The following is a 23,489-nucleotide window of genomic DNA, read 5'->3' as shown; positions in this document are numbered from 1 at the left end:
GGTCATTGATTGTATTTAAACTTTATCTTTTATCCAGTTATACAGGATTTCATTGAATTCATCCGGTTTTTCCATCATGGCTGCGTGGCCGCAGTGGTCAATCCAGAACAGATCCGAATTAGGAATAAACTTATGCATATCTTCCGCTACTTCCGGAGGAGTTACATTATCCTGTTTTCCCCAGATCAGACACGTAGGTGTGACAATCTTCGGCAGGTCATTCAACATATTGTGTTTGATGGCACTTCTAGCCAGCATTACTGTTTTTATTCCTTTCATTCTGTCATTCACCACTCCGAAAACTTCATCTACAAGATCTTCTGTTGCAATCTTTGGATCGTAGAATACTTCTTCTGTTTTCTTTCTGATGTAAGAACGGTCATTCTTCCTTGGAAAACTATCCCCGAAAGTTCTTTCATATAATCCCGAGCTTCCCGTCAGAACCAGATTCTTTACCAAATCAGGTCTTGCAAGGGTTAGAATAAGTCCTACATGACCTCCCATTGAGTTTCCTACAATAGTTACAGGTTCTGAAATATGACTTTCTATAAACTTGATGATATATTTTGCGATGGTGGTAAGATTCGTATTGAGTACCGGCAGATCATAGATGGGCAACTGAGGAACAAATACCTTGAATCCTCTTTCCGAAAAAAAATCTACCATTTTATCGAAATTGCTCAAACCACCCATTAACCCGTGCAACAGCACTAATGGATGTCCTTCTCCCGCCTCTACATAGGAATATTTCTTTTCTTTTTTTGTACTAAATATCATAAAACGCCTTAATAAAGCCCTGCAAAAATACAAATTAAACCTCAAAAAAATTTTGATTATCCTAATTTAAGATAAAAATAATATAATATTCCGCTTTTTAACTTTTTTTTTCAAAACCGCTTTATTATGGCACAAATAGCACTTTTAACAACTGCTTACATATCAGTATTTTACATTATTGAGATTCAATCTTTAATAAAACTTATTAACATTGAGTCAAAAAGTGGGAAAAAGTGGGAAATTTTGGAAATTATTATATAAATTTGTCCCAAATGAAAAATTTCATTGGGACATATGAGTGTAAAATTGACGACAAAGGCCGCTTAAAAGTTCCTTCATCTCTGATCAAGCAGATGGAAAACTTCGACGATAAGGTGTTTGTAGTCAAAAGATCTGTGTTCCAACCTTGCCTGGAAGTCTATCCTATGAATGCATGGGACAAGCTGATGGGCAAAATTAATAAACTGAACAGGTTCATAAAAAAGAATGCTGATTTCATACGAATGTTTACGGCAGGAGTAAAAACAGTAGAATTGGACAATGCCGGAAGGTTACAGATCTCCAAAGACCTGACGGTTTTCGCAAATCTTCAAAAAGATATTGTGATTACCAGCGCAGGGGAACTTTTCGAGATTTGGGATAAAGATGCCTATGAAAAGGTAATTGCTACCAACGAGACTGATTTTGCAAGCCTTGCCGAAGATGTAATGGGCTCTTTCGATGAAGAATAACTGTAAGGTTATTTAGGATTATATTAAATAAAAAACACAATTAAGCATGTATCATAACCCCGTTTTGTTGAAGCAGAGTGTTGATGATTTGGTGACGAATCCTGACGGAATATATGTGGACTGCACCTTTGGAGGAGGAGGCCACTCAAGAGAAATCCTGAGCAGACTTTCCGATAAAGGGAGATTGTTCAGTTTTGATCAGGACCTGGATGCCCTTAAAAATACAATTGATGATCCACGATTTACATTAGTGAATCAGAATTTCAGATTTCTGGAAAACTCTTTGCTGATGTACGGAGTTTCACAGGTTGATGGTGTTTTGGCAGACCTGGGAGTTTCATCTCATCAGTTTGATGAGGCAGACAGAGGATTTTCTACCCGAAGCAATGCACCTTTGGATATGAGAATGAATGTGATGCAGAATCTTGATGCCAAAAGAGTGATCAATGAATATGAAGAAGAAGAACTTGCAGACCTTTTCTACCATTATGGAGAATTAAGAGAAGCGAGAAAGCTGGCGAGGGAAATAGTTCACCACAGAAAAACCAAAAGCATAGAAACCACTGAGGACCTGAAGAAGCTTTTCAGCTATATTCCTCCTCATAAAGTAAATAAATTCTATGCCCAGCTTTTTCAGGCAATAAGAATTGAAGTGAACCAGGAGCTGGAAGTATTGAAAGAAATGCTTGTTCAGGCTTACAATGTGTTGAAACCGGAAGGAAGATTAGTTGTTATCTCTTACCATTCTTTAGAAGACCGTCTTGTAAAAAGATTCCTGAAAAACGGAATGTTTGAAGGAGAACCGGAAAGAGATATCTACGGAAATTATAAAAAGGCATTTGAATTGATAAAGAGTAAAGCGATTATTCCGGATGATCAGGAAATCGAAGAAAACTCAAGAGCAAGAAGTGCCAAAATGAGAACAGGAATAAAAGTATAAATGTGAATAAGTGAATTGTCAATAGTGAATTTTAAAAACAAGATTAACAATTGACAACGAAGTGAATTCACTGCGAAACAAATTGAATTGGCTTAACTAAAGTGGCAAAAAGAACAACAAATCGCCCCCAGAAAAGACTCACTTTTATAGACATTATAAAAGGAAACTTTCTGAATCGTGATGAGATCAAAATACATTACAAGTATTTCCTCTTGTTGTTTGTGCTCATGATGGCCATGATTTATACCAACCATCTCGTCAATAAAAAAATTAAAATTGTAAACGCCTTAAAGGAAGAAACAGAAGAATATAAATCTAGAAACGCTTACGCCCAGAGTAAGCTGATCAAAGTAAAAATGGAATCAGAGCTGGGGAAAGAGGTTGCCCGGGATTCATTAATGACCCTGGAAAACCACCCTCATAAATTGCTAATAAAACTGGACAGTACAGATGCAAAAGCAAAATGAATACGACAATAAACGTAAAAAAACGTTACGATGGGGCTACCTCTTTGCAGTGGTAGCTTTGTGCGTGTTTGTAATGTTCTTGGCAAGGATCGTTATCCTTCAGAATACCAATGTTCAGGAAATTAAAGATGATTACATTAATAAAAACTACCGTGAAGCCACTTTAAAAGCTGCCCGCGGTAATTTATTCGCTTCTGACGGTTCTATTCTCGCAACTACAGTAATGCGTTATGACATCTATCTTGACTTCAAAACAATGAAAGATACGGTCTACAGCAATAACATTGGCGCATTAACGGATTCTTTGAGCAAAATGTTCGGAAAATCCAGAGGAGAGTTCAGACAGAAGTTCGACGAACAGAAGAAAAAGAAAAACCAATACTATACTTTGGTAAAAGGACTTGATTTTGACCAATACGACAGAATCAGAAAGTTCCCGATCTTCAAAAGAGGTAAGAATAAAGGAGGTTTCATTGTAGACAGAAATTATAAGAGAGAACTGGCTACTTCAGAAATCGGAGCAGGAACCATCGGGATGGATAACGGAGAATTAAGATCTGGACTTGAAGGAGCTTTTTCAAAATATCTCACCGGTACAGACGGAAAAAGATTAGAACAAAGAATCAACTCTTCTCAATGGAAACCAATTGACTTCTGGAAAGTTAAGGAACCGGTAGACGGAGAAGATGTTTATACGACCTTAGATCTTAGAATTCAGGACATTGCACACTCCGCACTGGAGAAGCAGCTTATCAATTTTGAAGCAAAGCATGGCACAGTAATCGTAATGGAGGTTGAAACCGGAAAAGTGCGTGCGTTGGTCAACTTAAGACGAACAGAATCAGGAGAATATGAAGATTCTTACAACTACGCACTGAAAGATAATATTGAGCCGGGCTCCACATTTAAGACCATTTCGCTTTTAGCAGCAATGGATGACGGATTCATTGATGAAAATACAACTGTAAATGTTGGAAACGGAGTCTGGGTATATGCAAAACAAAGAATTTCGGATGGTCACGGTGGAGGAACTTATGACATCAGTGATGTTTTGGCCAAGTCCAGTAACGTAGGAACTTCAAAGCTTATCACAAAATATTATGCTGAAAAGCCACAGATCTTCCTTGATCATTTGAAACGTTGGAAATTATTTGACAAAATGGACATCGAACTTCCCGGAATTACAAAGCCGAAGATCGTAACTCCTGAAAATAAAAGATGGAACGCAGCAACTCTGGCTTCTATTTCTTATGGATACTCTTCCAATATTAACCTTCTTCAGTTAACAACATTCTATAACGGAGTAGCTAATGGAGGTAAGATGCTTAAACCTTTATTCATCGATAAAATCATGAAAGATGGTAAAGTGATGTATCAGGCAAAGCCCGAAGTGATGGTGAGCAAAATGGCTTCTGAAAAGGCTATTAAGATGATGACCAGCGCCTTAACCAAAGCGGTAGAAAAAGGAACAGGACGAAGCATCTTCACCCCGAACCTTAAAATGGCAGGAAAAACAGGAACCGCAAGATTTGAATACTGGCTGCCTGGTCCAATGAAGTACCGAGCATCATTTGCAGGCTTCTATCCGGCGGATAGCCCGAAATATACGTGTTATGTGATGGTAAGTGAGCCAAGCCCTTCAAAAGGGTTTTACGGAGGAACAGTTGCCGCACCGGTATTTAAGGAAATTGCAGGAAAAACATTCCTGAAAACTCCACAGAACATTGAAAAAGAAATGCTTGTGGACAAAAAGGTAAACCTGAACAAAATGGTGGAACCTAATGTAAAAGTAGCTGTCAATGATAAACAAATGCCCAATGTGGTAGGATTAATTGGAAAAAATGTAATCCCGCAATTGGAAAATTTAGGATACCGTGTAGACTATAAAGGAGTAGGAAGAATTAAAGAACAATTCCCATTAGAAGGCACAACGATCAGTAAGAATCAGAGAATTTATTTATCTCTGCAAAATTAGAAAACAGAGTCTTTAAAGACGATTTAAAACAAAATAGAACACAGTTCTATTGATAAAAATGATAATAACAGAATTAGTAAACAGAATCCCAGTAGTAGAGATCCACGGTGATAATAACCGTGACATTGCAGAATTGGTGATCGACAGCAGAAAGATTACAGAAAACTCTCTTTACATTGCCATGAGAGGAACAGTAGTGGATGGTCATTCATTCATCGCTTCTGCTATTGAGAAAGGAGCAACCGTAATTGTTTGTGAGGAGCTTCCTGAAACATTAGCAGAAAACATTACTTACATTCAGGTAAAAGATTCATCCAAAGCTTTAGGTCATCTTGCTTCCAACTTCTACGGAAACCCGTCTCACAAATTAAAACTGATTGGTGTTACGGGAACTAACGGAAAAACATCTGTTTCTACCCTTCTTTTTGACGTATTCAAAAATCTGGGATATGATGCAGCTCTGCTTTCCACTGTTGAAATCAGAATTGGTGAACAGATCATTCCGGCGACACATACAACTCCGGACGTTATTACCATCAACAGAATCTTAGCCGAAGCCGTTGAAAAGGGTTGTGAATATGCTTTCATGGAAGTAAGTTCACACGGAATTGCTCAGAACAGAATTGAAGGATTACACTTCAAAGTAGCAGGTTTCACCAACCTTACCCATGATCATTTAGACTATCATAAAACATTCGAAGAATATCTAAAAACTAAAAAAAGATTCTTTGACCAATTAGAAGATACGGCCATTGCTATCACCAATGTTGATGATAAGAACGGTAATGTGATGCTTCAAAATACAAAGGCTAAAAAGAAGTCTTATGCTTTGAAAACCATGGCAGACTATCACGGAAAACTTTTAGAAGTGGACTTCAACGGAATGCTGTTGAACTTCAACGGAAAAGAATTCTGGACGACATTGACCGGAAAATTCAATGTATACAATTTACTGCTTGTTTTCGGAATTGCTGCTGAACTAGGTTTTGAGCAGAATGAAATTCTTCAGGCAATCAGCAAATTAAAAAGAGTTTCCGGGAGATTTGAAACCTTCAAATCAGATGGTGGAATTTTCTTTATCGTAGACTATGCACACACCCCGGATGCTTTGGAAAATATTCTGGACAGCATTAACGATATCAGAACCAAAAACGAAAGATTAATCACAGTTTTCGGCTGCGGAGGAGACAGAGATCACTCCAAAAGACCTGAAATGGGGAATATTGCCACTAAAAAATCAACACTGGCAATCATCACTTCAGACAACCCGAGAACAGAAGATCCGACACAGATCATTAAAGAAATTGAAGCAGGCGTTGAACCACAAAACTTCAGCAAATACACTTCAATTCCGGATAGAAAAGAAGCCATTAAGATGGCCATAAAATTTGCAGAACCTAAAGATATTGTTTTGGTTGCCGGAAAAGGCCACGAAAACTATCAGGACATCAATGGTGTAAAACATCATTTTGATGACAAAGAAGTGATTAATGAACTTTGGAAATTAATGAGTAAGTAAATTATAAACGATAATTGATCAATAATACCCATTTTATCATTCATCAATTATCAATGATCATTTATTAACAATTGAAACTATGCTATACTATCTATACGAATATCTAACCAACCATGGAATTCACGTTCCGGGATTAGGAATGCTGAAATACATTTCCTTCCGTGCCGGAATGGCCGTGTTATTCTCTCTGGTTATTGCTCTTGTCTACGGGAAAAGAGTCATCAATTACCTGAGAACAAAACAAATGGGCGAATTGGTACGTGATCTTGGATTGGATGGTCAAAAACAGAAAGAAGGAACCCCTACCATGGGAGGACTTATCATTATTCTGGCCACCATCATTCCGGTATTGCTGTTTACAAGGATTACCAATGTATATATTGTTCTGCTTCTGGTTTCCATGTTCTGGATGGGGGCTATTGGTTTCCTTGATGATTACTTAAAGAAAATCAAAAAAAATAAAGACGGCCTAAGTGGTAAATTCAAAATTGTAGGTCAGGTTGGATTAGGGTTAATTGTCGGAATTACAATGTATTTCCATCCGGATATTACAGTTAAAAGAAAATATGCAGATGCAAAAGTGGTGAACAGAAATAATGTAGAACAGAACTTTATGCCTACGGAAAAAATTACTGTTTCTACCGTTCCTTTTGCAAAGAACAATGAATTCGATTACAGTGGAATGCTATTTTGGATGAATGATAAAGATGCCCATGAGTGGGCATGGATTGTCTTTATCCCTATTGTAATATTCATTGTAACGGCAGTTTCAAACGGGGCCAATATCACAGACGGAATAGATGGTCTCGCAGCAGGGACGAGTGCCATTATACTGCTCACCTTGGCACTTTTCGCCTACCTTTCCGGGAACATCATCTTTGCAGACTATCTCAATATTATGTTCCTTCCGAATATGGGAGAAACCACCATTTTTGCTGTGGCAATGGTAGGAGCTGTTATCGGATTTTTCTGGTACAATACCTATCCTGCACAGGTCTTCATGGGAGATACCGGAAGTTTGATGCTGGGAGGAGTAATTGCTGTTTTAGCCATTATTTTAAGAAAAGAATTGTTGATTCCTGTATTATGCGGAATCTTCCTTATTGAAAACCTATCTGTAATGCTGCAGGTAATTGTTTTCAAATACAGAAAAAGAAAATACGGGCTGGAATATGCCCAAAACAACAGACTATTCAAAATGTCACCATTGCACCATCATTATCAGAAAGAAGGATTCCACGAAAGTAAAATCGTGAACAGAATGATCATTATCGGGGTAATATTGGCTATTGTATGTCTGATCACATTAAAAATGAGATAAAAATTAAAAGCTGTACGCAATAAGCAATAAGCTTAAAGCCTATAGCATAAAGCTTTTATAATATGAAAATAGTTGTTTTAGGAGGTGGAGAAAGCGGATGCGGTGCTGCTTATCTGGCTAAAAAGAAAGGTCTGGAAGTATTTCTTTCAGATAAAGGAGCCATTAAGGATAACTATAAGCAGTTTCTTACCGAAAATGAAATTGAATTTGAAGAAGGAAACCACGATGAAGAAAGAATTTTAAATGCAGACTGGATCGTAAAAAGCCCGGGAATTCCTAAGAAGGCAGAAATCATTCATAAAATTCATGAGAAAGGAATCAGACTTTCTTCTGAAATTGAATTTGCTTCTGAATTTACAGATGCTAAAATCATCGCAATTACCGGAAGTAACGGAAAAACAACAACCACTTCCCTGATATACTATATCCTGAAAAATGATGGGATGAATGTAGGTTTAGGAGGAAACATAGGATATAGTTTTGCAAAACAGGTTGCAGATGAAAACCATGAATATTATGTACTGGAAGTAAGTTCTTTCCAGCTGGATGATATTCAGAATTTCAGACCTTATATTTCTTTATTGTTGAATCTGTCTCAGGATCACCTGGATCAGTACAACTACAACTATGAGGAATATGCTCTGGCAAAATTCAGAATCACTGAAAATCAGGAAAATGATAATTTCTTCATCTACAACAAAGATGATGAGATGAGCAAAAATCTTCTGGAAAAGCTTGAAATAAAAGCTAAAATGATTCCTTTCTCAACAAAAGAGAAGTTATCTGAAGGAGGATTTATCAATGATGATGAAATTGTGGTAAAAATGAAAGATGAATTCGCAATGAAAGTTGAGGAATTATCTCTATTGGGGAATCACAATGTTGCCAACAGTTTAGCAGCATCCATTGCCGGTAAGATATTAAAAATCAACAATGAAAGCATCAGACATTCATTAATGACCTTCCAGGCAGTTGAGCATAGATTGGAATTTGTTACTGAAATTGACAGTGTAAAATACATTAATGATAGCAAAGCAACCAATGTAAATGCAACTTATTACGCATTAGAAAGCATGAAAACCCCAACCGTATGGATTGTGGGTGGTTTAGATAAAGGAAATGACTATACTGAAATTGAAGATTTAGTCAAAAGAAAAGTAAAGGCAATTGTCTGCCTTGGAGTTGATAACAAGAAGATCATAGATTTCTTTAAAGATAAAAAAGAATTTATTTATGATACTTCAAGTATGGAGGAAGCCGTGAAAATTTCAAAATCACTGGCTAAAAAAGGAGACACCGTACTTCTGTCACCATGTTGTGCAAGCTTTGATTTATTCAAAAGCTATGAAGACAGAGGACGTCAGTTTAAAGAGCAAGTATTAAAAGACAACGGCCAATAGCATTAAATATGGACGAACAGAATACAGAAAGCAGATTTGAATTTCTAAAGGGCGATAAAGTACTTTGGATGGTCATTCTTGTGATCTCCATTTTCTCTATTTTCCCTGTATATTCTGCAAGTTCAAATCTGGAATACATTGTTAATAACGGGACTACAACGGGTCACGTTATCAAGCATATGTTCTTTGTAGTCTTAGGTTTAGCAATTATGAGACTGGTAGGAACTATAAAATATGAATACATCGGAAAGCTCAGCAGTATATTGCTCGGGCTGATGATTATATTATTGGTAGTGACCATGTTTACCGGACAAACCATTGATGGAGCCAGTGCTTCCAGATGGCTGAAAATCCCGGGAACCCCAATTTCATTCCAGCCATCATCTTTTGCATTTTTAATGTTAATCATCTATTTATGTAGATATTTAACTAAAAAAATTACCCGGGAAAGGCTCCCGATAGAGAATATCATGTATATTTTCGGACCTATCTTACTTGTCTTTGTACTGGTTGCCAAAGATAATGGTTCCACAGCCTTAATGATTTTAATGGTTTCCGTGATTGTTCTCATAATAGGACAGCTTCATTGGAAATACATTGCAGGATTTATCTCCGCTTCATTCATAGCTATTGTATTCTTCCTGTTAATAGCGCTGAACACCAGCCTGATCGGAGGAAACCGTGTCCACACATGGATGAGCCGTATTGAAACGTTTACCTCAAGCAAAGCAAAAACTGCAGATGTAGATGACGAAAGCGTAAAAGCCAAGAATTATCAGGTAATGCAGGCTAAAGCAGCCATCGTACACGGTGGAATTACCGGAATGGGGCCTGGAAAAAGCGCATTAAAACAAATGCTTCCACAATCCGCATCTGACTTTATCTTCGCTGTAATCGTAGAAGAATATGGAGTGATTGGAGCTGCTTTCCTGATCAGTTTATATCTGATTATGATGATCAGGATTGTAATGATTGCGAGTAAAATGCCGGCATTCTTTGGATCGTTGCTCGTGCTCAGTCTCGGAGTGATGATCTTTATACAACTCTCGGTGAATATCGCCGTAGCTGTGAATCTGATCCCGGTAACAGGACAGCCTCTGCCTTTGATCAGTTACGGAGGAACCTCAATGCTGGTAACCTATTTACAGCTGGGTATTATTTTAAATATAAGCTCAAGAATCCAGATCTATGATGAAGAAGGAATGGGCAAAAAACAAAGTATAGCAGAAATAAACGATATCGCTTAAAATGGACAAAAAATTAAAAATAATATTATCAGGTGGAGGAACAGGAGGACATATCTTCCCTGCCATCGCCATTGCAGATGAGATCAAGAAAAGATTTCCTGATGCAGAGTTTTTGTTCATTGGTGCCAACGGAAAAATGGAAATGGAAAAAGTTCCACAGGCGGGCTATAAAATAGAAGGAATTGATATCGCCGGAATAGACAGAGGAAATTTGTTATCCAATCTGGGACTGCCTTTCAAGATTTTGAAAAGCTTATCAAAATCTAAAAGAATTATCAAAAACTTCGCTCCGGACTTTGCCATTGGAACAGGAGGGTTTGCCAGCGGACCAGCTCTTTATGAAGCGAGCAAGATGGGAGTTCCTATTTTTATACAGGAACAGAATGCTCATGCAGGAGTAACCAACAAAATATTAAGCAAGAAAGCGAAAGCCGTTTTCACTGCCTATCCGAAAGTAGAAGGTTTTCCGGCAGAAAAAATAAAGTTCCTGGGAAATCCTATCCGTGAAAACATTGTTTCAGGAATGCAGGAAACTGCTCAGGCAAAAGAAAAAATGGGATTAAATAAAGATAAACTTACGATTCTTTCCGTAGGAGGTTCTTTAGGTTCCAGAACATTGAATAATGCCTGGAAAGAAAACATTGAAAATCTGAAAGAAAAAGGATATCAATTAATTTGGCAGACAGGAAAGTTGGATTACAAAGAATTGTCTTCCAGCCTCCAGCTTCCAGCTTCCGTTCATCTGAAAGAATTCATTAAAGATATGGAGCTGGCTTATTCTGCTGCTGATATCATCGTTTCAAGAGCCGGAGCCATTGCCATTTCAGAGCTGGCAGTAGCACAGAAACCGGTCTTATTGGTGCCTTTCCCTTTTGCAGCGGAAGACCATCAAACCAAAAATGCCATGAATCTGGTTGAAAAAAATGCAGCCAGAATGGTAAAAGACTCTGAAATGCAGGAAAAATTCTGGAATACATTATCAGAAATCTGCGAAAATGAGAATATAAGAAAAGAAATGTCTGACAACCTGAAATATTTTGCCAAACCAAACGCCGCAAAAGAGATTGTAGACGAGATTTTTAAAGCAGTAAAATAAAAATGATAACTGGGATTTATTACCAATGTTATCAAAAAAATAAGATGAAAGATTAGAAGGCTTCGACAAACTCAGCCTGACACCATTAAAATTTATTTCATTAATGAGTCATGGAGGTTAGTTGATTAAAGCTTATAATATTAATAATAAAAAACTCTGAACCAATTCAAGAGTGATTAAAGATTAAAATATAAATGAACATTTTACAAACATATCAAACTTTTTACTTCGTTGGAATCGGAGGTATCGGAATGAGTGCTTTAGCACGCTATTTCAATGCATCCGGGAAAAAAGTATTGGGCTATGATAAAACCAATACTAAACTTACTCAGAATCTGATGAATGAAGGCATTGATATCGTTTTTGAAGACCTTATTGACGAAAGGATCACCTCCCTTCAGAAAGAAGATACACTTGTCATCTATACCCCGGCAATCAAAACACTTGGAATTTTAGATTATTTCAACCAAAATCAGTTTGAAGTCTTAAAACGTGCTAAAGTTTTAGGACTGATTACAGAGAATACAGATTGTATCGCAGTGGCTGGAACTCATGGAAAAACAACAACGTCTACCCTGGTTTCTCACTTGTGTAAAGAAGCAGATCTTCCTTTCTCATGTTTTTTAGGAGGGATCTCTGAAAATTTTAAATCCAACTTTCTGTATAATGGATCTACCTATTCCGTAGTAGAAGCAGATGAATATGACAGAAGTTTCCTGAACCTTTCTCCGGATTGGGCAGTAGTAACTTCTACAGATGCGGACCACCTGGACATTTATGGAGATAAAACTCATATAGAAGAAGGATTTAGACAGTTTGCCGCCTTGGTTCCCGAGGATAAGAAACTGTTCGTAAGAAAAGGAGTTGAAATCGGCAGAGGACATCAAACCTATGCAGTAAATGAAAAAGCAGATTATTATTCCGATAACCTGCGTATGGATCACGATAAAATCTATTTTGACTTTCATACTCCAACTGAAACAATAAAAGATTTCGTCTGGGAAATTCCGGGTATTCATAATGTTGAAAATGCTACGGTAGCACTGGCTATTCTGCATAATTTAGGCGCAGATTTTGATACGCTGAAAAAAGCTATTGCCAATTTTAAAGGAATTAAAAGAAGATATACTAAACATATCTATCAAAACGGGAAAATTTACATTGATGACTATGCGCACCATCCTACAGAGATCAATGCAGTAATGGGCTCAATTAAAACATTTTATCCTGATAAAAAACTACTGGTAGTATTCCAGCCACACCTGTTCAGCAGAACCAGAGATTTCGCAGACGGATTTGCTGAGAGTTTAAGTAAAGCTGATGAGCTAATCTTGCTTGATATTTATCCCGCAAGAGAGCTTCAGGAAAATTTTAAAGGAATTACCTCGAGCTGGCTGTTGGAGAAAGTAACCTTAGATAAAAAAGAAGGATCAGCATTATCTGATGCTTTTGAAAAAATAAAAGAAAAAGAATTTGATATCCTTCTTACAGTAGGTGCAGGGAATATTGATACCCTTTACGATCCTATTTGTGATTGGATAGAGAAAATTTGAATATAATAAGTATAAACGCAGTGTTCGCAAAGATAGAATAAGAATTTGTTCACAAGGCGTTTCACTTAGCAAAAATGGTAAAACTTAGAATGATTTTAAATTTTCATTCAATGTTATCTAAAAATGGAGTAAAACGAGTTGTAAATAAATTATTAAGAAAATAAAACTACTTTACATCCTTTGTGATTAAAAAATATGAAAAATAAATACAGAATATTAAAAATTGTTGTTACGGTAATCATCCTTGGATTATTACTGAGTTTCTCCTTGAAGAGATTCGGTGGCCAGAAGATTACGGACAATAAGATTTCTGTAAAAATGAGCGAAAAAACTCCGGTATACTTCGTTGATGAAAAAGATATACGGGAAATCGTAAAAAAAGAAAACCCATCAGGAAAAGTTGGAGATCTTAATATCCCTTCACTGGAAAAAAAGATCAATTCCCTGCCGGCTGTAGATAGCGCCAATGTCTATCTTAACCTGAACGGAAAACTGAATCTGGACATTAAACAGAGAGTTCCTGTCTTCAGACTGAATAAAGACGGAAAAGACTTTTATGTAGATGAAAAAGGGATTGAATTTCCTATCTCAAGGACCTATTCTCACCCTTGTATGCTGGTAACAGGAAATGTTCAGCCTGATGAATATGAAAAACTGGCAGAACTGGTTGAAAAAATTGATAAAGATGATTTCAGTAAGAAATACTTTATCGGGATCTCAAAATATAAAGACAGCTATAATCTCCTTACAAGTGAAGGAAATTACAGAGTAGAGATCGGAGATTTGGACAATATTGATTTTAAGGTAAAAGGATTTAAAACCTTTGTGGAAAAATACCTGGTATATCAGGATCCACAAAAATACAGCATGGTTTCTGTAAAGTATCAAAACCAGATTGTAACCACTTTAAACCCGTATTTTAAAGAAAACGACAGTCTTCTGAAAGCAGGAAAACTGGAATTGGCAAAAGCCCCTTCCCCGGCGGCTATTCCTAAAAAAGCAGACAATAAACCCAAGCCGGCGGAAACAAAAAAAACAAACTCAACCACGGCCAAACCGAAAGAGAGCATAAAACCGAAAACACATACAAAAGACACGAAAAAAACAGAGAAAAAATCAACGGTACCGGCAAAACCTAAGCCAAAGGCCAAAGTAAAAATAGAATAAAAAAGTCCTCAAAGGGCAATTTAACACAAATAGAACAAAGTTCTATCATAGAAAAAGTAGAAAAAATCAAATCGATATAAAAATGGAAAATCAAGAGTATTCAGTAGGTCTGGACATCGGGACAACGAAGATAGTCGCGATTGTCGGAAGAAGGAATGCACACGGGAAAATAGAAGTTCTCGGTGTAGGAAAAGCTAAAAGTCTTGGTGTTCATAAAGGTATTGTGAATAATATTTCACAAACTATTAATTCAATCAAGGCTGCAGTATCCGAAGCACAATCCAGTGCTGGAGTTCCTATCCGCAAAGTTACGGTAGGTATTGCAGGAAAACACATTCGTTCTCTGCAGCACTCCGATTATATTATGCGTGAACATCCGGATAAATTTATTACAGATGATGACATTGAAGCACTAAAAGATCAGGTAAAAAAACTGGTTATGCTTCCCGGAGAAGAAATTATCCATGTACTTCCTCAAGAATATAAAGTGGATTCCGAAGGTGAAATTCAGGAGCCTGTCGGAATGCACGGAAAACGTTTAGAAGCCAACTTCCACGTAGTTGTAGGCCAGATGGGCAGCATCAGAAACATTGCAAGATGTGTTCGTGAGGCCGGACTGGAAATGGAAGCCCTTACTTTGGAGCCTTTGGCCTCTTCAGAAGCCGTTCTTACAAAAGAAGAAAAAGAAGCCGGAGTAGCCATTGTAGATATTGGTGGGGGAACTACCGATATTGCCATATTTAAGGACAATATCATCCGTCATACCTGCGTAATTCCATACGGAGGAGGAATTATCACGGAAGATATCAAAGAAGGCTGTTCAATCATCGAGAAACATGCAGAACAACTGAAAGTAAAATTTGGTTCTGCCGTTCCGGAATTGGAAAAAGACAGTACTTTTGTAACAATTCCCGGGCTTCACGGAAGACCAGACAAAGAAATTTCTTTAAAAACTCTAGCACAGATCATCAATGCAAGAGTAGAAGAAGTTCTGGAAATGGTTAATACAGAGTTGAAAGCTTATGGCGCCTTTGAACAGAAGAAAAAACTTATTGCCGGAATTGTTCTGACAGGTGGTGGTTCAAACCTGAAACACCTGCGTCAGCTTGCCAATTATACAACAGGTTTTGACAGCAGAATCGGTTTTGCGAATGAATATATCGCCAACGATAAAAACCAGTATCTGAAAGGCCCTGAATTTGCTACGTCTATTGGATTACTAATGGAAAGTTTAAAGATCAGGGACAAAAAACAAACAGCTGAAGAAGTAATTGAAGTTGTCACTGAACAAGCCAAACCGGAAGTAGCTGCAACACAAGCAGAAACGGTTCAGCCAATTCAACAGACAGCACCAGTACAGGAACAACCTGTTTCGAATGAAAGGCAAGAGAACAGAAAAGCGAAACTGACCTTTGGGCAGTCGCTTATGGAAAAAGTTAAAAAATTCTTTGAAGAAGTAGAATAAATTGTAAATGAGAAATGATAAGTATAAATAATCTTGTTCTTATCATGAATCATCTGTCAATTATTAATTATTAAAAGTATAGTTATGGAAAATATAGGTACACAAGGATTTTCATTTGATTTGCCAAAAGGAAATTCATCCATCATAAAAGTAATCGGTGTAGGGGGCGGCGGAAATAACGCTTTGAAGCACATGTACGAAAAAGGGATTCACGGGGTTGACTTCGTGATCTGCAATACAGATGCTCAGACTTTAGATAATAACCCCGTAGCCAATAAAGTTCAGCTGGGGACTTCAATTACGGAAGGTCTTGGAGCTGGTGCCGACCCTGAAGTAGGTGAGAAATCAGCAATCGAAAGTATTGAAGATATCAAAGCTGCTATGGGCCAGAACACCAAAATGGTGTTCATCACTGCCGGAATGGGCGGTGGTACCGGTACTGGAGCTGCTCCTGTTATTGCAAAAGTAGCAAAAGACATGGGTATTCTTACCGTGGGTATTGTTACGGTTCCTTTCAGCTTCGAAGGTAAAAGAAGATTGGATCAGGCTGAAAACGGTCTTGATAAACTAAAAAATAATGTTGACTCATTAATTGTCATCAACAATGATAAATTAAGACAGCAGTTCGGAAACCTTGGATTCAAACAGGGATTCTCAAAAGCAGATGAAGTTTTAGCTAATGCAGCCAAAGGTATGGCAGAAGTTATTACAGGTTACTTTGATGTAAACATTGACTTTAGAGATGCTAAATCTGTACTTCAGAATTCTGGTACCGCATTGATGTCTACAGGAACAGCTTCAGGCGAAAATAAAGCAGAAGAAGCCGTAAGAAAAGCCCTTGATTCTCCATTATTGAATGATAATAAGATTACAGGTGCTAAAAACGTTCTTTTATTGATCAGAAGTGGTGCTGAAGAAGTTACCATGGACGAAATCGGTATCATCATGGATCACATCCAGAAAGAGGCCGGAAATACAGCTGATATCATCTTTGGAGTAGGTGCAGATGAAGAATTGGGAGATGCGGTAAGCGTTCTTGTTATTGCAACAGGTTTCTCTAATGACAACAAAAAATTCGCCGGACCTACTGAGAAAATCAGAATAAGTCTTAATGATAGTTTTGAAGCCCCAAAAAACTCTCCTTTTAAAACAAGAGAGGAAAGAGAAGCCACTCCTGAAGCAACGCATGATTTCGGCGGAAAAAACCTTTTTAGACTTGACGACGAAGACCATGATGCATCATTCAATGTGACCTCTTCTGAAAAAAAAATGATTATTGAAGAAGAGCAGATCAGAACTGAGATCAAATTCTTTGATAAAGAAGAAGATACGATAAATACTCCGGAACAAGGATGGAGAAATGAAGAAGAAGCAGAACAGGAATACAGCTTATTCTCTATTGATGAAGAAAACGAAGATCCAAACGACCTGGAGATCCAGTCTTTTTCATTCGATTTTGAAAATAAGAAAGAAGAACCTCAGTCTGGTAACACATTCAACAACTCTTTTTCAGAAGAAAAGCCTGTTGAATTCAGTTTCTTCGTAAATGAACAGACCCGAAATGAGCCAAAAACAGATTTCGGACAGCCTAAAGCAGAGTTTAATGCTCCTGTAAGTGCCGTAGCAGAACCTGCTCAAAAAGTTGAAACATTCTTCCAGAAACAGGAAGAACCAAAAGCAGAAACCAAAGCAGCTTTTGAAACCAAAGCTGAAATTGAAGCTCCAAAAACTGAAGAATCAGAATTCACTTTCGTGAATAAAACGATCGATCAGGACAGAGTGATTGAAAGAAGAAATAAATTAAAAGAATTCAACTCCCGCTATCAGAGCTTTGACAGCACCAGCGAATTTGAATCTATTCCAGCTTTCAAAAGAAAAAATATTTCGATCGACGGAAACAATGCTTCAGACCAGAATATCAATACCTATCTGTCTGATAACAACGGATCTATGCAGATTAGAGAAAACAGGTTCTTAAATAAAGACGTAGACTAATTAATATAACAATGTAGAAATGTACCAATGTAACAATTACTATAATTTTATGGGTAAATTGTTACATTGATACATTGTTAAATTTGAAACCATGAGTTTAGAAAATACAATAAACGAAGCTATAAAAACAGCAATGAGAGCTAAGGACAAAGTGGCTTTAGATTCTCTTCGTGCTGTAAAATCTCAGATATTATTGCTGAAAACAGAAGCTATAGGAGCTGAGGTTACGGCAGAACAGGAAATTGCTATTCTTCAGAGAATGGTAAAACAGCGTAAGGATTCTTACGATCAGTTTACTGCACAGGGAAGAAATGACCTTGCAGAAGTAGAAGATGCCCAGATGAAAGTTATTGAGCAGTTTTTACCAAAACAGCTTTCTGCAGAAGAGCTGGAAGTAGAAATTAAAAACATTATTTCTGAGGCCGGAGCTGAATCTATCAAAGATTTAGGGAAGGTAATGGGAGTTGCTTCAAAAGCATTAGCCGGAAAATCAGATGGAAAGAGTATTTCCGAGATGGCTAAAAAGCTCCTTTCATAAGGGAAGTGTGTGGGGGTTTCGGATCCGAAGCCAAACAAAAACCACCCTACCCTTAACTTAAGGATATTCAACCTTTGCATATCGATTTGATTAGAAGCCCGGAACTGATGAGTTCCGGGCTTCGTTTTCTTTGGATATTAAAGTTTGTTAATCAATTTTGAAATCAAAACTGAAAAAAGAATTTAATTACTACCATTTTTCAGGCAGTATTTAAGTGGTTGATTGCTTGAGGGAAAGCTTTAAATGTTTTTTTCATGGTCGTTTGTTTTTCAGAATCATTTCAAATTTAATAAATATATTTTATTATTCCTACTTTTAATTCACTTTTTTTTGAATATTATTGTAATATTAATATTTGATTAATTTTAAATGACTAAACGATTGATAGTTTTTATATATTGAAGAAACGTAAAGAATTGCTTAACTTTGTACTGATAAAAAACAAAATATATGTATCCAACAGATTTAGTAATGCCTATGAAGGCAGAACTTACAGATAAAGGTTTCCAGGATTTAACAACCCCTGCTCAGGTGGAAGAAGCTTTAAAGCAGTCCGGAACTACGTTATTAGTTATCAATTCCGTATGCGGATGTGCAGCAGGTGCTGCAAGACCGGGAGTTGTATACTCATTAACAGGAGATAAAAAACCAGATCATTTAACAACTGTATTTGCAGGATTTGATACGGAAGCTGTGGTAGAGGCTAGAAAGCACCTGGCTCCATTCCCTCCAAGTTCTCCATGCGTAGCTCTTTTCAAAGATGGTGAATTAGTTCACATGTTGGAAAGACACCACATTGAGGGGAACCCTGCAGGAGCTATTGCAGCCAATCTTCAGGCTGCGTACGACGAGTACTGCTAGAAAACAATCAACTCAATATAAGACCGTTACATATTTTGTAACGGTTTTTTTATTTAATTCCTGAAAAAATTCCCTGAAAAATCAAATATCATTATATTTGTTGGAATGGCAACCAAAGCACTTTTTAATACTGTCGTTAACTGGTTCATCCGTCAGAGGATAGACCAGATACAAAATTTCATGGATCATCCCATTGAAACACAGAAAGGTATACTCTTTTCTCAGCTGTTTCATGCAGAAGATACGGAATACGGCAAACTATACGGATTCAATTCCATTTCAAGCTATCAGGATTTTAAAAACAAAGTCCCGATTGTTACGTATGAAGAAATGGAACCTTATATTGAAAAAGCGAGACAGGGACAAAAAGATATAAGCTGGCCCGGCTATATCAAACATTTTGCTAAATCTTCGGGAACAACTAATGCTAAAAGTAAATTCATTCCGATCTCAGCAGAAAGTCTGGAGTACTGTCATATGAAAGCCGGAAAAGATATGGTTTCCATTTATGCCAACAACCATCCGGAAAACCAGCTATTTAATTATAAGAATTTACGTTTAGGCGGAAGTTCTGAATTGTATGCAGATTTCAACACAAAATTTGGCGATTTATCCGCTATTTTAATTGATAATCTACCATTTTGGGTAGAAATTACCACTACGCCGAGCAAAAAGGTTTCTCTTATGGGAGAATGGGAAAGCAAGTTGAGAGCTATTACCTCTGAAGTAAAAAATGAAGATGTAGGAAGTATTCTCGGGGTACCCAGCTGGATGATGGTTCTTCTGCAAAGGGTTTTAAAGGAAACCAATGTAGGAAGCATATCAGAGCTTTGGCCTAATTTAGAGGTCTTTTTTCACGGTGGAATTAGTTTTAAGCCTTACCGGGAGCAGTACAGACAGATCATCGGAAAAAACATCAATTACTACGAAATTTATAATGCATCTGAAGGCTTCTTCGGAATACAGGACAGATCCAATAGTGACGAAATGCTCCTGATGCTGGATTACGGAATATTTTACGAATTTATTTCTATGGATCAGTTTCATTTTTCAAATCCGAAAGTAGTAAACCTTGAAGATGTGGAAATTGGAAAAAATTACGCCATGGTGATCACAACCAATGGAGGCTTGTGGAGGTATCTTATTGGTGATACGGTAGTTTTTACCTCAATAAATCCTTTCAGAATCAAAATAACGGGCCGAACCAAGCATTATATCAATGCCTTTGGTGAAGAACTGATGATCACCAATGTGGAATCCGCCCTCTCAAAAGCCTGTGAAGCAACAGGAGCCCAGATAACAGAGTTTACAGGAGCTCCGGTATTTATGAAAGAAAATGAAGGAGGGGCCCATGAGTGGATCTTTGAATTCAGCCATTATCCTGATAACCTGGACCGCTTCGTTGATGCTTTTGATCAGCATTTGAAGACGATCAATTCTGACTATGAGGCGAAAAGGTATAACAATATGACACTTAAGAGACCTATTGTTCATATTGCTAAAGACAATCTTTTTTATCACTGGCTGGAATCTAAAGGAAAGCTGGGAGGCCAGAATAAAGTTCCTAGATTGAGTAATGACAGAGAATACATAGATCCTTTACTGGAAATGAATAAATAAAGAAGCCTTTTTTGGCTTCATTCTATAAAAATAAAACCCTCAATTCCATTGAATTGAGGGTTTGCATTTATTTACTGAGGTCTTCTTTTACTTTTTTAGCAGCTTCCTCTACTTTTGAAGCTCCTTTTCGGGCGGCTTCTTTGGCATCTTTACCCGCTTCCTGGGCTCCCGATTTAATATCTTTTCCTACTTTGTTCGCTTCGTTTTTGATATCCTGACCGGCTTTGTTAAGATCCTGTTTCGTTTTATCTGCTGTGGCATCAATTTTATCTTTAGCCTTTTGAGCGGCATCATCTATTTTATTACCGGCTTCATCCACTTTTGTTTTAACGTTTTCTTTGGCTTCGTTAATTTTTGAAGTATCCACAACATGAGAAGGGCTTTCCGTAACGGTAGTCGTAGTTGTACTAATAGATCCATCTGGGTTTTCTACCTGTTCCGTCTTTGTTGTCGATTTTGTGCAGGCTACCGTGAATACTGAGATCACTAACGCTGCTAAGATTTGTTTTTTCATATTGTATATTTTAATGATATTGGATTTATTCTGTTTTGGTTTCCTTTGCTTCTTTAGCCGGTGGCGTTTCTGAAGTCTTTTGCTTTTTTTCGGCCTCTGCTTTCTTTTTTTCTTCTTCCTGCTTGGCTTTATTTTCTTTTTCAAGCTCTGCCTTTAGCTTATTCTCTTCATCTTGAAGTTTCTTAGCTCGTTTTACAGAATCCAGATACTGTGGTGAAGACATTCTTATCTTACGGGCAATATCTACTGAAACAGCCCCTGTTGAGAACGAATCAACAGCAGTAGTATCATAATGAATTTGAACGTCCTGCTCTGCACCAAAACCCGGAGATTCTTTCTTGGAGCATGCAGTGAACAGGATTATAAAAATAAAAAGCGCAGACAGTAAATTTTTCATGGAACTAATTTAGAAGAAATTCTGCAATTACCGGATAATGATCTGATAATTTCACAGATTGATCTACTTTATAGCTTAAAGGAATAATTGATTTTGAGGTGAAAATATAATCTATCCTCAAAGGGACCTTGTAGTCATGAAAACTGCTCGCACTACCCTTTCCTGCTACTAAAAAGGCATCCTGAAGATCTTTGCTTAAATTATAATATTCGTAAGAATTGGGAACGGAATTAAAGTCTCCGGCTACGATAACAGGATAAGGAGACATATCTATCACCTTTCTTATTTTTTTCACCTGATCTTCGTGTGCCTGAAAAGTGGGAATCATGTGGGAAAGAAGTGTTGAAACATTTCCTATTCCCAGTTTGTCCAGCTTCATAAACATCGATTTGTGAAGACGGAAGGGCTCAAGATAAACATTGATGATTCTTATAATTTTCCCGTTAATATCTACATCTGCATAGAAAGAATTACCTCTTGATTTATCATCAATCAGTTCTGCCTGTCTTACAATCTTATGTTTTGTTTTAAGGATAACGGAAGGGTACTTTACAAGATCCTGTCTTAATGCACGGTTTGTATCTTTTTCCTGAACAAGAATAATATCTGCGTTCTGTTCTTTAATGTAATTTTTTACTTTATCCCATCCGAATTCTCCATACTTCACATTAAAAGTCAACACTTTGATGTCGCGTATTGTTTTTACATTTTCAGTTTTAGGAGAAAAGTTAACCCATCTTCTTATGGGATTATAAAAAACCAATGTTCCCAAGACAAAAGCAATTGCTATTTTTTGTTTTTTAACAATCCATACCAAAGTAAGAAGTATGTACGCAAGCATCAGATAGGGAAAACCTAGAGAAAGAAGATTCAGGTTGCCCAAAATATTAGGCGGAATCCATGCATTTCCCAATGTGCATAATAGCAAAACAGCAACAGCGATATGTATAAATAGTAATATCTGATTCGACTTCATGAAAAAACGGTCTTGGTACGGATTTTTTTAAGCAAAAACCCTACCAAGGAATCATTTATTAACTATTTTTATGATTATTTCTTGTCCGCCGAAAATTCTGCGACTATCGGATAATGATCTGAAAGACTGACGGAACGATCTACTTTATAAGAAACCGCATGGATTGATTTTGAAGAAAAAATATAATCTATTCTGATTGGAAATTTATAGTCATGAAAGCTGGTTGCACTTCCTTTTCCTGCTGTTACGAATGCATCTTCAAGTCCTTCGGACAATTGGTAATACTCGTAAGAATTTGGAACAGAATTAAAATCTCCCGCTACAATAACCGGATAAGGAGAATTTTCAACGACCTGCTTAATCAGTTCTATTTGCTCCTGATGTTTTTTAAACGTAGGAATCAGTCTTTTTATAATTCCTTTTACTTTCTGCTCATTAGCATCTGTATTTCCGTTAAGAGCCACCATCTCTTTTCCAAATTTAAACGGATTGAGATAGACATCAATAAACCTATATTTCTTACCATTTATTTCAATATCCACCTGAATAGCGGGAGTTTTTAAGCCTTCCTGCTCTGGTTCTAAGATCTTTTCACTGATAACTTTATGTCTGCTGAGAATAGTAATTCCTCTTAATGTACTTACTTTTTCATAGCCCGCAAATTCATACCCTTTACCTGCATCTTCCTGCAAAAGAATAACATCTGCGTTCTGAGATTTCAAATAATCACCAACTTCACTTCTTTTCAAAATGCCTGTTCTGGTATTGAAAGAGATCACTTTGATATCCGCATTTTCTTTTGGCTCCGCAGCATAATTCACCCATCTTTTTACAGGATTAATAAAGGCTAATCCAATAAGCATGAATGCAAAAGCTCTTTTTTTCCAACAAAATACCCAAAATATTGTCAGTATCACATACAAAATGATT

Annotated in this window: 21 protein-coding genes; 16 read left to right on the top strand and 5 right to left on the bottom strand. The window is 37.1% G+C overall.

Going from position 1 to position 23,489, the window contains the following annotated elements; all coding sequences use genetic code 11:
* Window positions 1-15: 15 nt before the first annotated feature.
* Window positions 16-777, bottom strand: a complete 762-nt coding sequence (locus F3J23_RS20555) for an alpha/beta fold hydrolase (protein ID WP_167033265.1) — start codon at window positions 775-777, stop codon at window positions 16-18.
* Between the two features lie 272 nt (window positions 778-1,049).
* Between F3J23_RS20555 and mraZ the strand changes: the two genes are divergently transcribed.
* The 16 genes from mraZ (at window position 1,050) to F3J23_RS20475 (ending at window position 20,672) form a co-directional block, all read left to right on the top strand.
* Complete coding sequence (gene mraZ / locus F3J23_RS20550; RefSeq protein ID WP_167033263.1) at window positions 1,050-1,508, top strand: division/cell wall cluster transcriptional repressor MraZ; 459 nt, start codon at window positions 1,050-1,052, stop codon at window positions 1,506-1,508.
* 46 nt (window positions 1,509-1,554) lie between these two features.
* A complete protein-coding gene (gene rsmH, locus F3J23_RS20545; RefSeq protein WP_167033261.1) occupies window positions 1,555-2,448 on the top strand; it encodes a 16S rRNA (cytosine(1402)-N(4))-methyltransferase RsmH in 894 nt (297 codons plus the stop codon).
* Between the two features lie 101 nt (window positions 2,449-2,549).
* On the top strand, window positions 2,550-2,915 hold the full coding sequence (locus tag F3J23_RS20540; protein ID WP_002981890.1) for an FtsL-like putative cell division protein: 366 nt from the start codon (window positions 2,550-2,552) through the stop codon (window positions 2,913-2,915).
* Window positions 2,899-4,890, top strand: a complete 1,992-nt coding sequence (locus tag F3J23_RS20535) for a penicillin-binding transpeptidase domain-containing protein (RefSeq protein ID WP_167033259.1) — start codon at window positions 2,899-2,901, stop codon at window positions 4,888-4,890. The genes F3J23_RS20540 and F3J23_RS20535 overlap by 17 nt, the downstream gene beginning before the upstream one ends.
* A gap of 58 nt (window positions 4,891-4,948) precedes the next feature.
* On the top strand, window positions 4,949-6,409 hold the full coding sequence (locus F3J23_RS20530) for a UDP-N-acetylmuramoyl-L-alanyl-D-glutamate--2,6-diaminopimelate ligase (protein ID WP_167033257.1): 1,461 nt from the start codon (window positions 4,949-4,951) through the stop codon (window positions 6,407-6,409).
* 79 nt (window positions 6,410-6,488) lie between these two features.
* Complete coding sequence (mraY, locus tag F3J23_RS20525) at window positions 6,489-7,730, top strand: phospho-N-acetylmuramoyl-pentapeptide-transferase (protein WP_167033255.1); 1,242 nt, start codon at window positions 6,489-6,491, stop codon at window positions 7,728-7,730.
* Between the two features lie 62 nt (window positions 7,731-7,792).
* Window positions 7,793-9,130, top strand: coding sequence for a UDP-N-acetylmuramoyl-L-alanine--D-glutamate ligase (gene murD / locus F3J23_RS20520; protein WP_167033253.1), 1,338 nt, complete (start codon window positions 7,793-7,795; stop codon window positions 9,128-9,130).
* An 8-nt stretch (window positions 9,131-9,138) separates the two neighbouring features.
* A complete protein-coding gene (locus tag F3J23_RS20515; RefSeq protein ID WP_167033251.1) occupies window positions 9,139-10,377 on the top strand; it encodes an FtsW/RodA/SpoVE family cell cycle protein in 1,239 nt (412 codons plus the stop codon).
* Window position 10,378: 1 nt separating this feature from the next.
* Complete coding sequence (murG, locus tag F3J23_RS20510; RefSeq protein ID WP_167033249.1) at window positions 10,379-11,473, top strand: undecaprenyldiphospho-muramoylpentapeptide beta-N-acetylglucosaminyltransferase; 1,095 nt, start codon at window positions 10,379-10,381, stop codon at window positions 11,471-11,473.
* Window positions 11,474-11,667: 194 nt separating this feature from the next.
* Complete coding sequence (gene murC, locus F3J23_RS20505) at window positions 11,668-13,026, top strand: UDP-N-acetylmuramate--L-alanine ligase (RefSeq protein ID WP_167033248.1); 1,359 nt, start codon at window positions 11,668-11,670, stop codon at window positions 13,024-13,026.
* 195 nt (window positions 13,027-13,221) lie between these two features.
* Window positions 13,222-14,193 carry a cell division protein FtsQ/DivIB gene (locus F3J23_RS20500; protein ID WP_167033247.1) on the top strand — a complete coding sequence of 324 codons (972 nt, stop codon included), beginning with the start codon at window positions 13,222-13,224 and terminating at the stop codon, window positions 14,191-14,193.
* 82 nt (window positions 14,194-14,275) lie between these two features.
* A complete protein-coding gene (gene ftsA / locus F3J23_RS20495; RefSeq protein ID WP_167033245.1) occupies window positions 14,276-15,658 on the top strand; it encodes a cell division protein FtsA in 1,383 nt (460 codons plus the stop codon).
* A gap of 84 nt (window positions 15,659-15,742) precedes the next feature.
* Window positions 15,743-17,653 (top strand): cell division protein FtsZ, encoded by a 1,911-nt coding sequence (ftsZ, locus tag F3J23_RS20490; RefSeq protein ID WP_167033243.1) that lies wholly within the window; start codon window positions 15,743-15,745, stop codon window positions 17,651-17,653.
* Between the two features lie 91 nt (window positions 17,654-17,744).
* Window positions 17,745-18,191 carry a GatB/YqeY domain-containing protein gene (locus tag F3J23_RS20485; RefSeq protein WP_167033242.1) on the top strand — a complete coding sequence of 149 codons (447 nt, stop codon included), beginning with the start codon at window positions 17,745-17,747 and terminating at the stop codon, window positions 18,189-18,191.
* Window positions 18,192-18,641: 450 nt separating this feature from the next.
* On the top strand, window positions 18,642-19,052 hold the full coding sequence (locus F3J23_RS20480) for a BrxA/BrxB family bacilliredoxin (protein WP_047099553.1): 411 nt from the start codon (window positions 18,642-18,644) through the stop codon (window positions 19,050-19,052).
* 105 nt (window positions 19,053-19,157) lie between these two features.
* Window positions 19,158-20,672, top strand: coding sequence for a GH3 auxin-responsive promoter family protein (locus F3J23_RS20475; protein WP_167033240.1), 1,515 nt, complete (start codon window positions 19,158-19,160; stop codon window positions 20,670-20,672).
* A 67-nt stretch (window positions 20,673-20,739) separates the two neighbouring features.
* On the opposite strand, the gene F3J23_RS20470 is transcribed toward F3J23_RS20475, so the two are convergent.
* The 4 genes from F3J23_RS20470 to F3J23_RS20455 form a co-directional block, all read right to left on the bottom strand.
* On the bottom strand, window positions 20,740-21,186 hold the full coding sequence (locus F3J23_RS20470; RefSeq protein ID WP_167033238.1) for a hypothetical protein: 447 nt from the start codon (window positions 21,184-21,186) through the stop codon (window positions 20,740-20,742).
* Between the two features lie 25 nt (window positions 21,187-21,211).
* Window positions 21,212-21,583: a hypothetical protein gene (locus tag F3J23_RS20465; RefSeq protein ID WP_167033236.1), complete on the bottom strand. Its 372-nt coding sequence runs from the start codon at window positions 21,581-21,583 to the stop codon at window positions 21,212-21,214.
* Between the two features lie 4 nt (window positions 21,584-21,587).
* Window positions 21,588-22,559, bottom strand: a complete 972-nt coding sequence (locus tag F3J23_RS20460; protein WP_167033235.1) for an endonuclease/exonuclease/phosphatase family protein — start codon at window positions 22,557-22,559, stop codon at window positions 21,588-21,590.
* Between the two features lie 74 nt (window positions 22,560-22,633).
* Complete coding sequence (locus F3J23_RS20455; protein ID WP_167033233.1) at window positions 22,634-23,422, bottom strand: endonuclease/exonuclease/phosphatase family protein; 789 nt, start codon at window positions 23,420-23,422, stop codon at window positions 22,634-22,636.
* Window positions 23,423-23,489 lie beyond the last annotated feature (67 nt).

Origin of the sequence: Chryseobacterium sp. Tr-659, assembly GCF_011752975.1 — a bacterium.
Taxonomy (GTDB): Bacteria; Bacteroidota; Bacteroidia; order Flavobacteriales; family Weeksellaceae; genus Chryseobacterium.
The sequence above is the reverse complement of the archived record's forward strand: the minus strand, read 5'-3'. Positions and strand labels throughout refer to the sequence as shown.

Excerpts from the sequence above, each read along its gene's own strand:
- F3J23_RS20555 (WP_167033265.1), bottom strand. The coding sequence starts at position 777 with ATGATATTTAGTACAAAAAAAGAAAAGAAATATTCCTATGTAGAGGCG.
- mraZ (WP_167033263.1), top strand. The coding sequence starts at position 1,050 with ATGAAAAATTTCATTGGGACATATGAGTGTAAAATTGACGACAAAGGC.
- rsmH (WP_167033261.1), top strand. The coding sequence starts at position 1,555 with ATGTATCATAACCCCGTTTTGTTGAAGCAGAGTGTTGATGATTTGGTG.
- F3J23_RS20535 (WP_167033259.1), top strand. The coding sequence starts at position 2,899 with ATGCAAAAGCAAAATGAATACGACAATAAACGTAAAAAAACGTTACGA.
- F3J23_RS20530 (WP_167033257.1), top strand. The coding sequence starts at position 4,949 with ATGATAATAACAGAATTAGTAAACAGAATCCCAGTAGTAGAGATCCAC.
- mraY (WP_167033255.1), top strand. The coding sequence starts at position 6,489 with ATGCTATACTATCTATACGAATATCTAACCAACCATGGAATTCACGTT.
- murD (WP_167033253.1), top strand. The coding sequence starts at position 7,793 with ATGAAAATAGTTGTTTTAGGAGGTGGAGAAAGCGGATGCGGTGCTGCT.
- F3J23_RS20515 (WP_167033251.1), top strand. The coding sequence starts at position 9,139 with ATGGACGAACAGAATACAGAAAGCAGATTTGAATTTCTAAAGGGCGAT.
- murG (WP_167033249.1), top strand. The coding sequence starts at position 10,379 with ATGGACAAAAAATTAAAAATAATATTATCAGGTGGAGGAACAGGAGGA.
- murC (WP_167033248.1), top strand. The coding sequence starts at position 11,668 with ATGAACATTTTACAAACATATCAAACTTTTTACTTCGTTGGAATCGGA.
- F3J23_RS20500 (WP_167033247.1), top strand. The coding sequence starts at position 13,222 with ATGAAAAATAAATACAGAATATTAAAAATTGTTGTTACGGTAATCATC.
- ftsA (WP_167033245.1), top strand. The coding sequence starts at position 14,276 with ATGGAAAATCAAGAGTATTCAGTAGGTCTGGACATCGGGACAACGAAG.
- ftsZ (WP_167033243.1), top strand. The coding sequence starts at position 15,743 with ATGGAAAATATAGGTACACAAGGATTTTCATTTGATTTGCCAAAAGGA.
- F3J23_RS20485 (WP_167033242.1), top strand. The coding sequence starts at position 17,745 with ATGAGTTTAGAAAATACAATAAACGAAGCTATAAAAACAGCAATGAGA.
- F3J23_RS20480 (WP_047099553.1), top strand. The coding sequence starts at position 18,642 with ATGTATCCAACAGATTTAGTAATGCCTATGAAGGCAGAACTTACAGAT.
- F3J23_RS20475 (WP_167033240.1), top strand. The coding sequence starts at position 19,158 with ATGGCAACCAAAGCACTTTTTAATACTGTCGTTAACTGGTTCATCCGT.
- F3J23_RS20470 (WP_167033238.1), bottom strand. The coding sequence starts at position 21,186 with ATGAAAAAACAAATCTTAGCAGCGTTAGTGATCTCAGTATTCACGGTA.
- F3J23_RS20465 (WP_167033236.1), bottom strand. The coding sequence starts at position 21,583 with ATGAAAAATTTACTGTCTGCGCTTTTTATTTTTATAATCCTGTTCACT.
- F3J23_RS20460 (WP_167033235.1), bottom strand. The coding sequence starts at position 22,559 with ATGAAGTCGAATCAGATATTACTATTTATACATATCGCTGTTGCTGTT.
- F3J23_RS20455 (WP_167033233.1), bottom strand. The coding sequence starts at position 23,422 with ATGCTTATTGGATTAGCCTTTATTAATCCTGTAAAAAGATGGGTGAAT.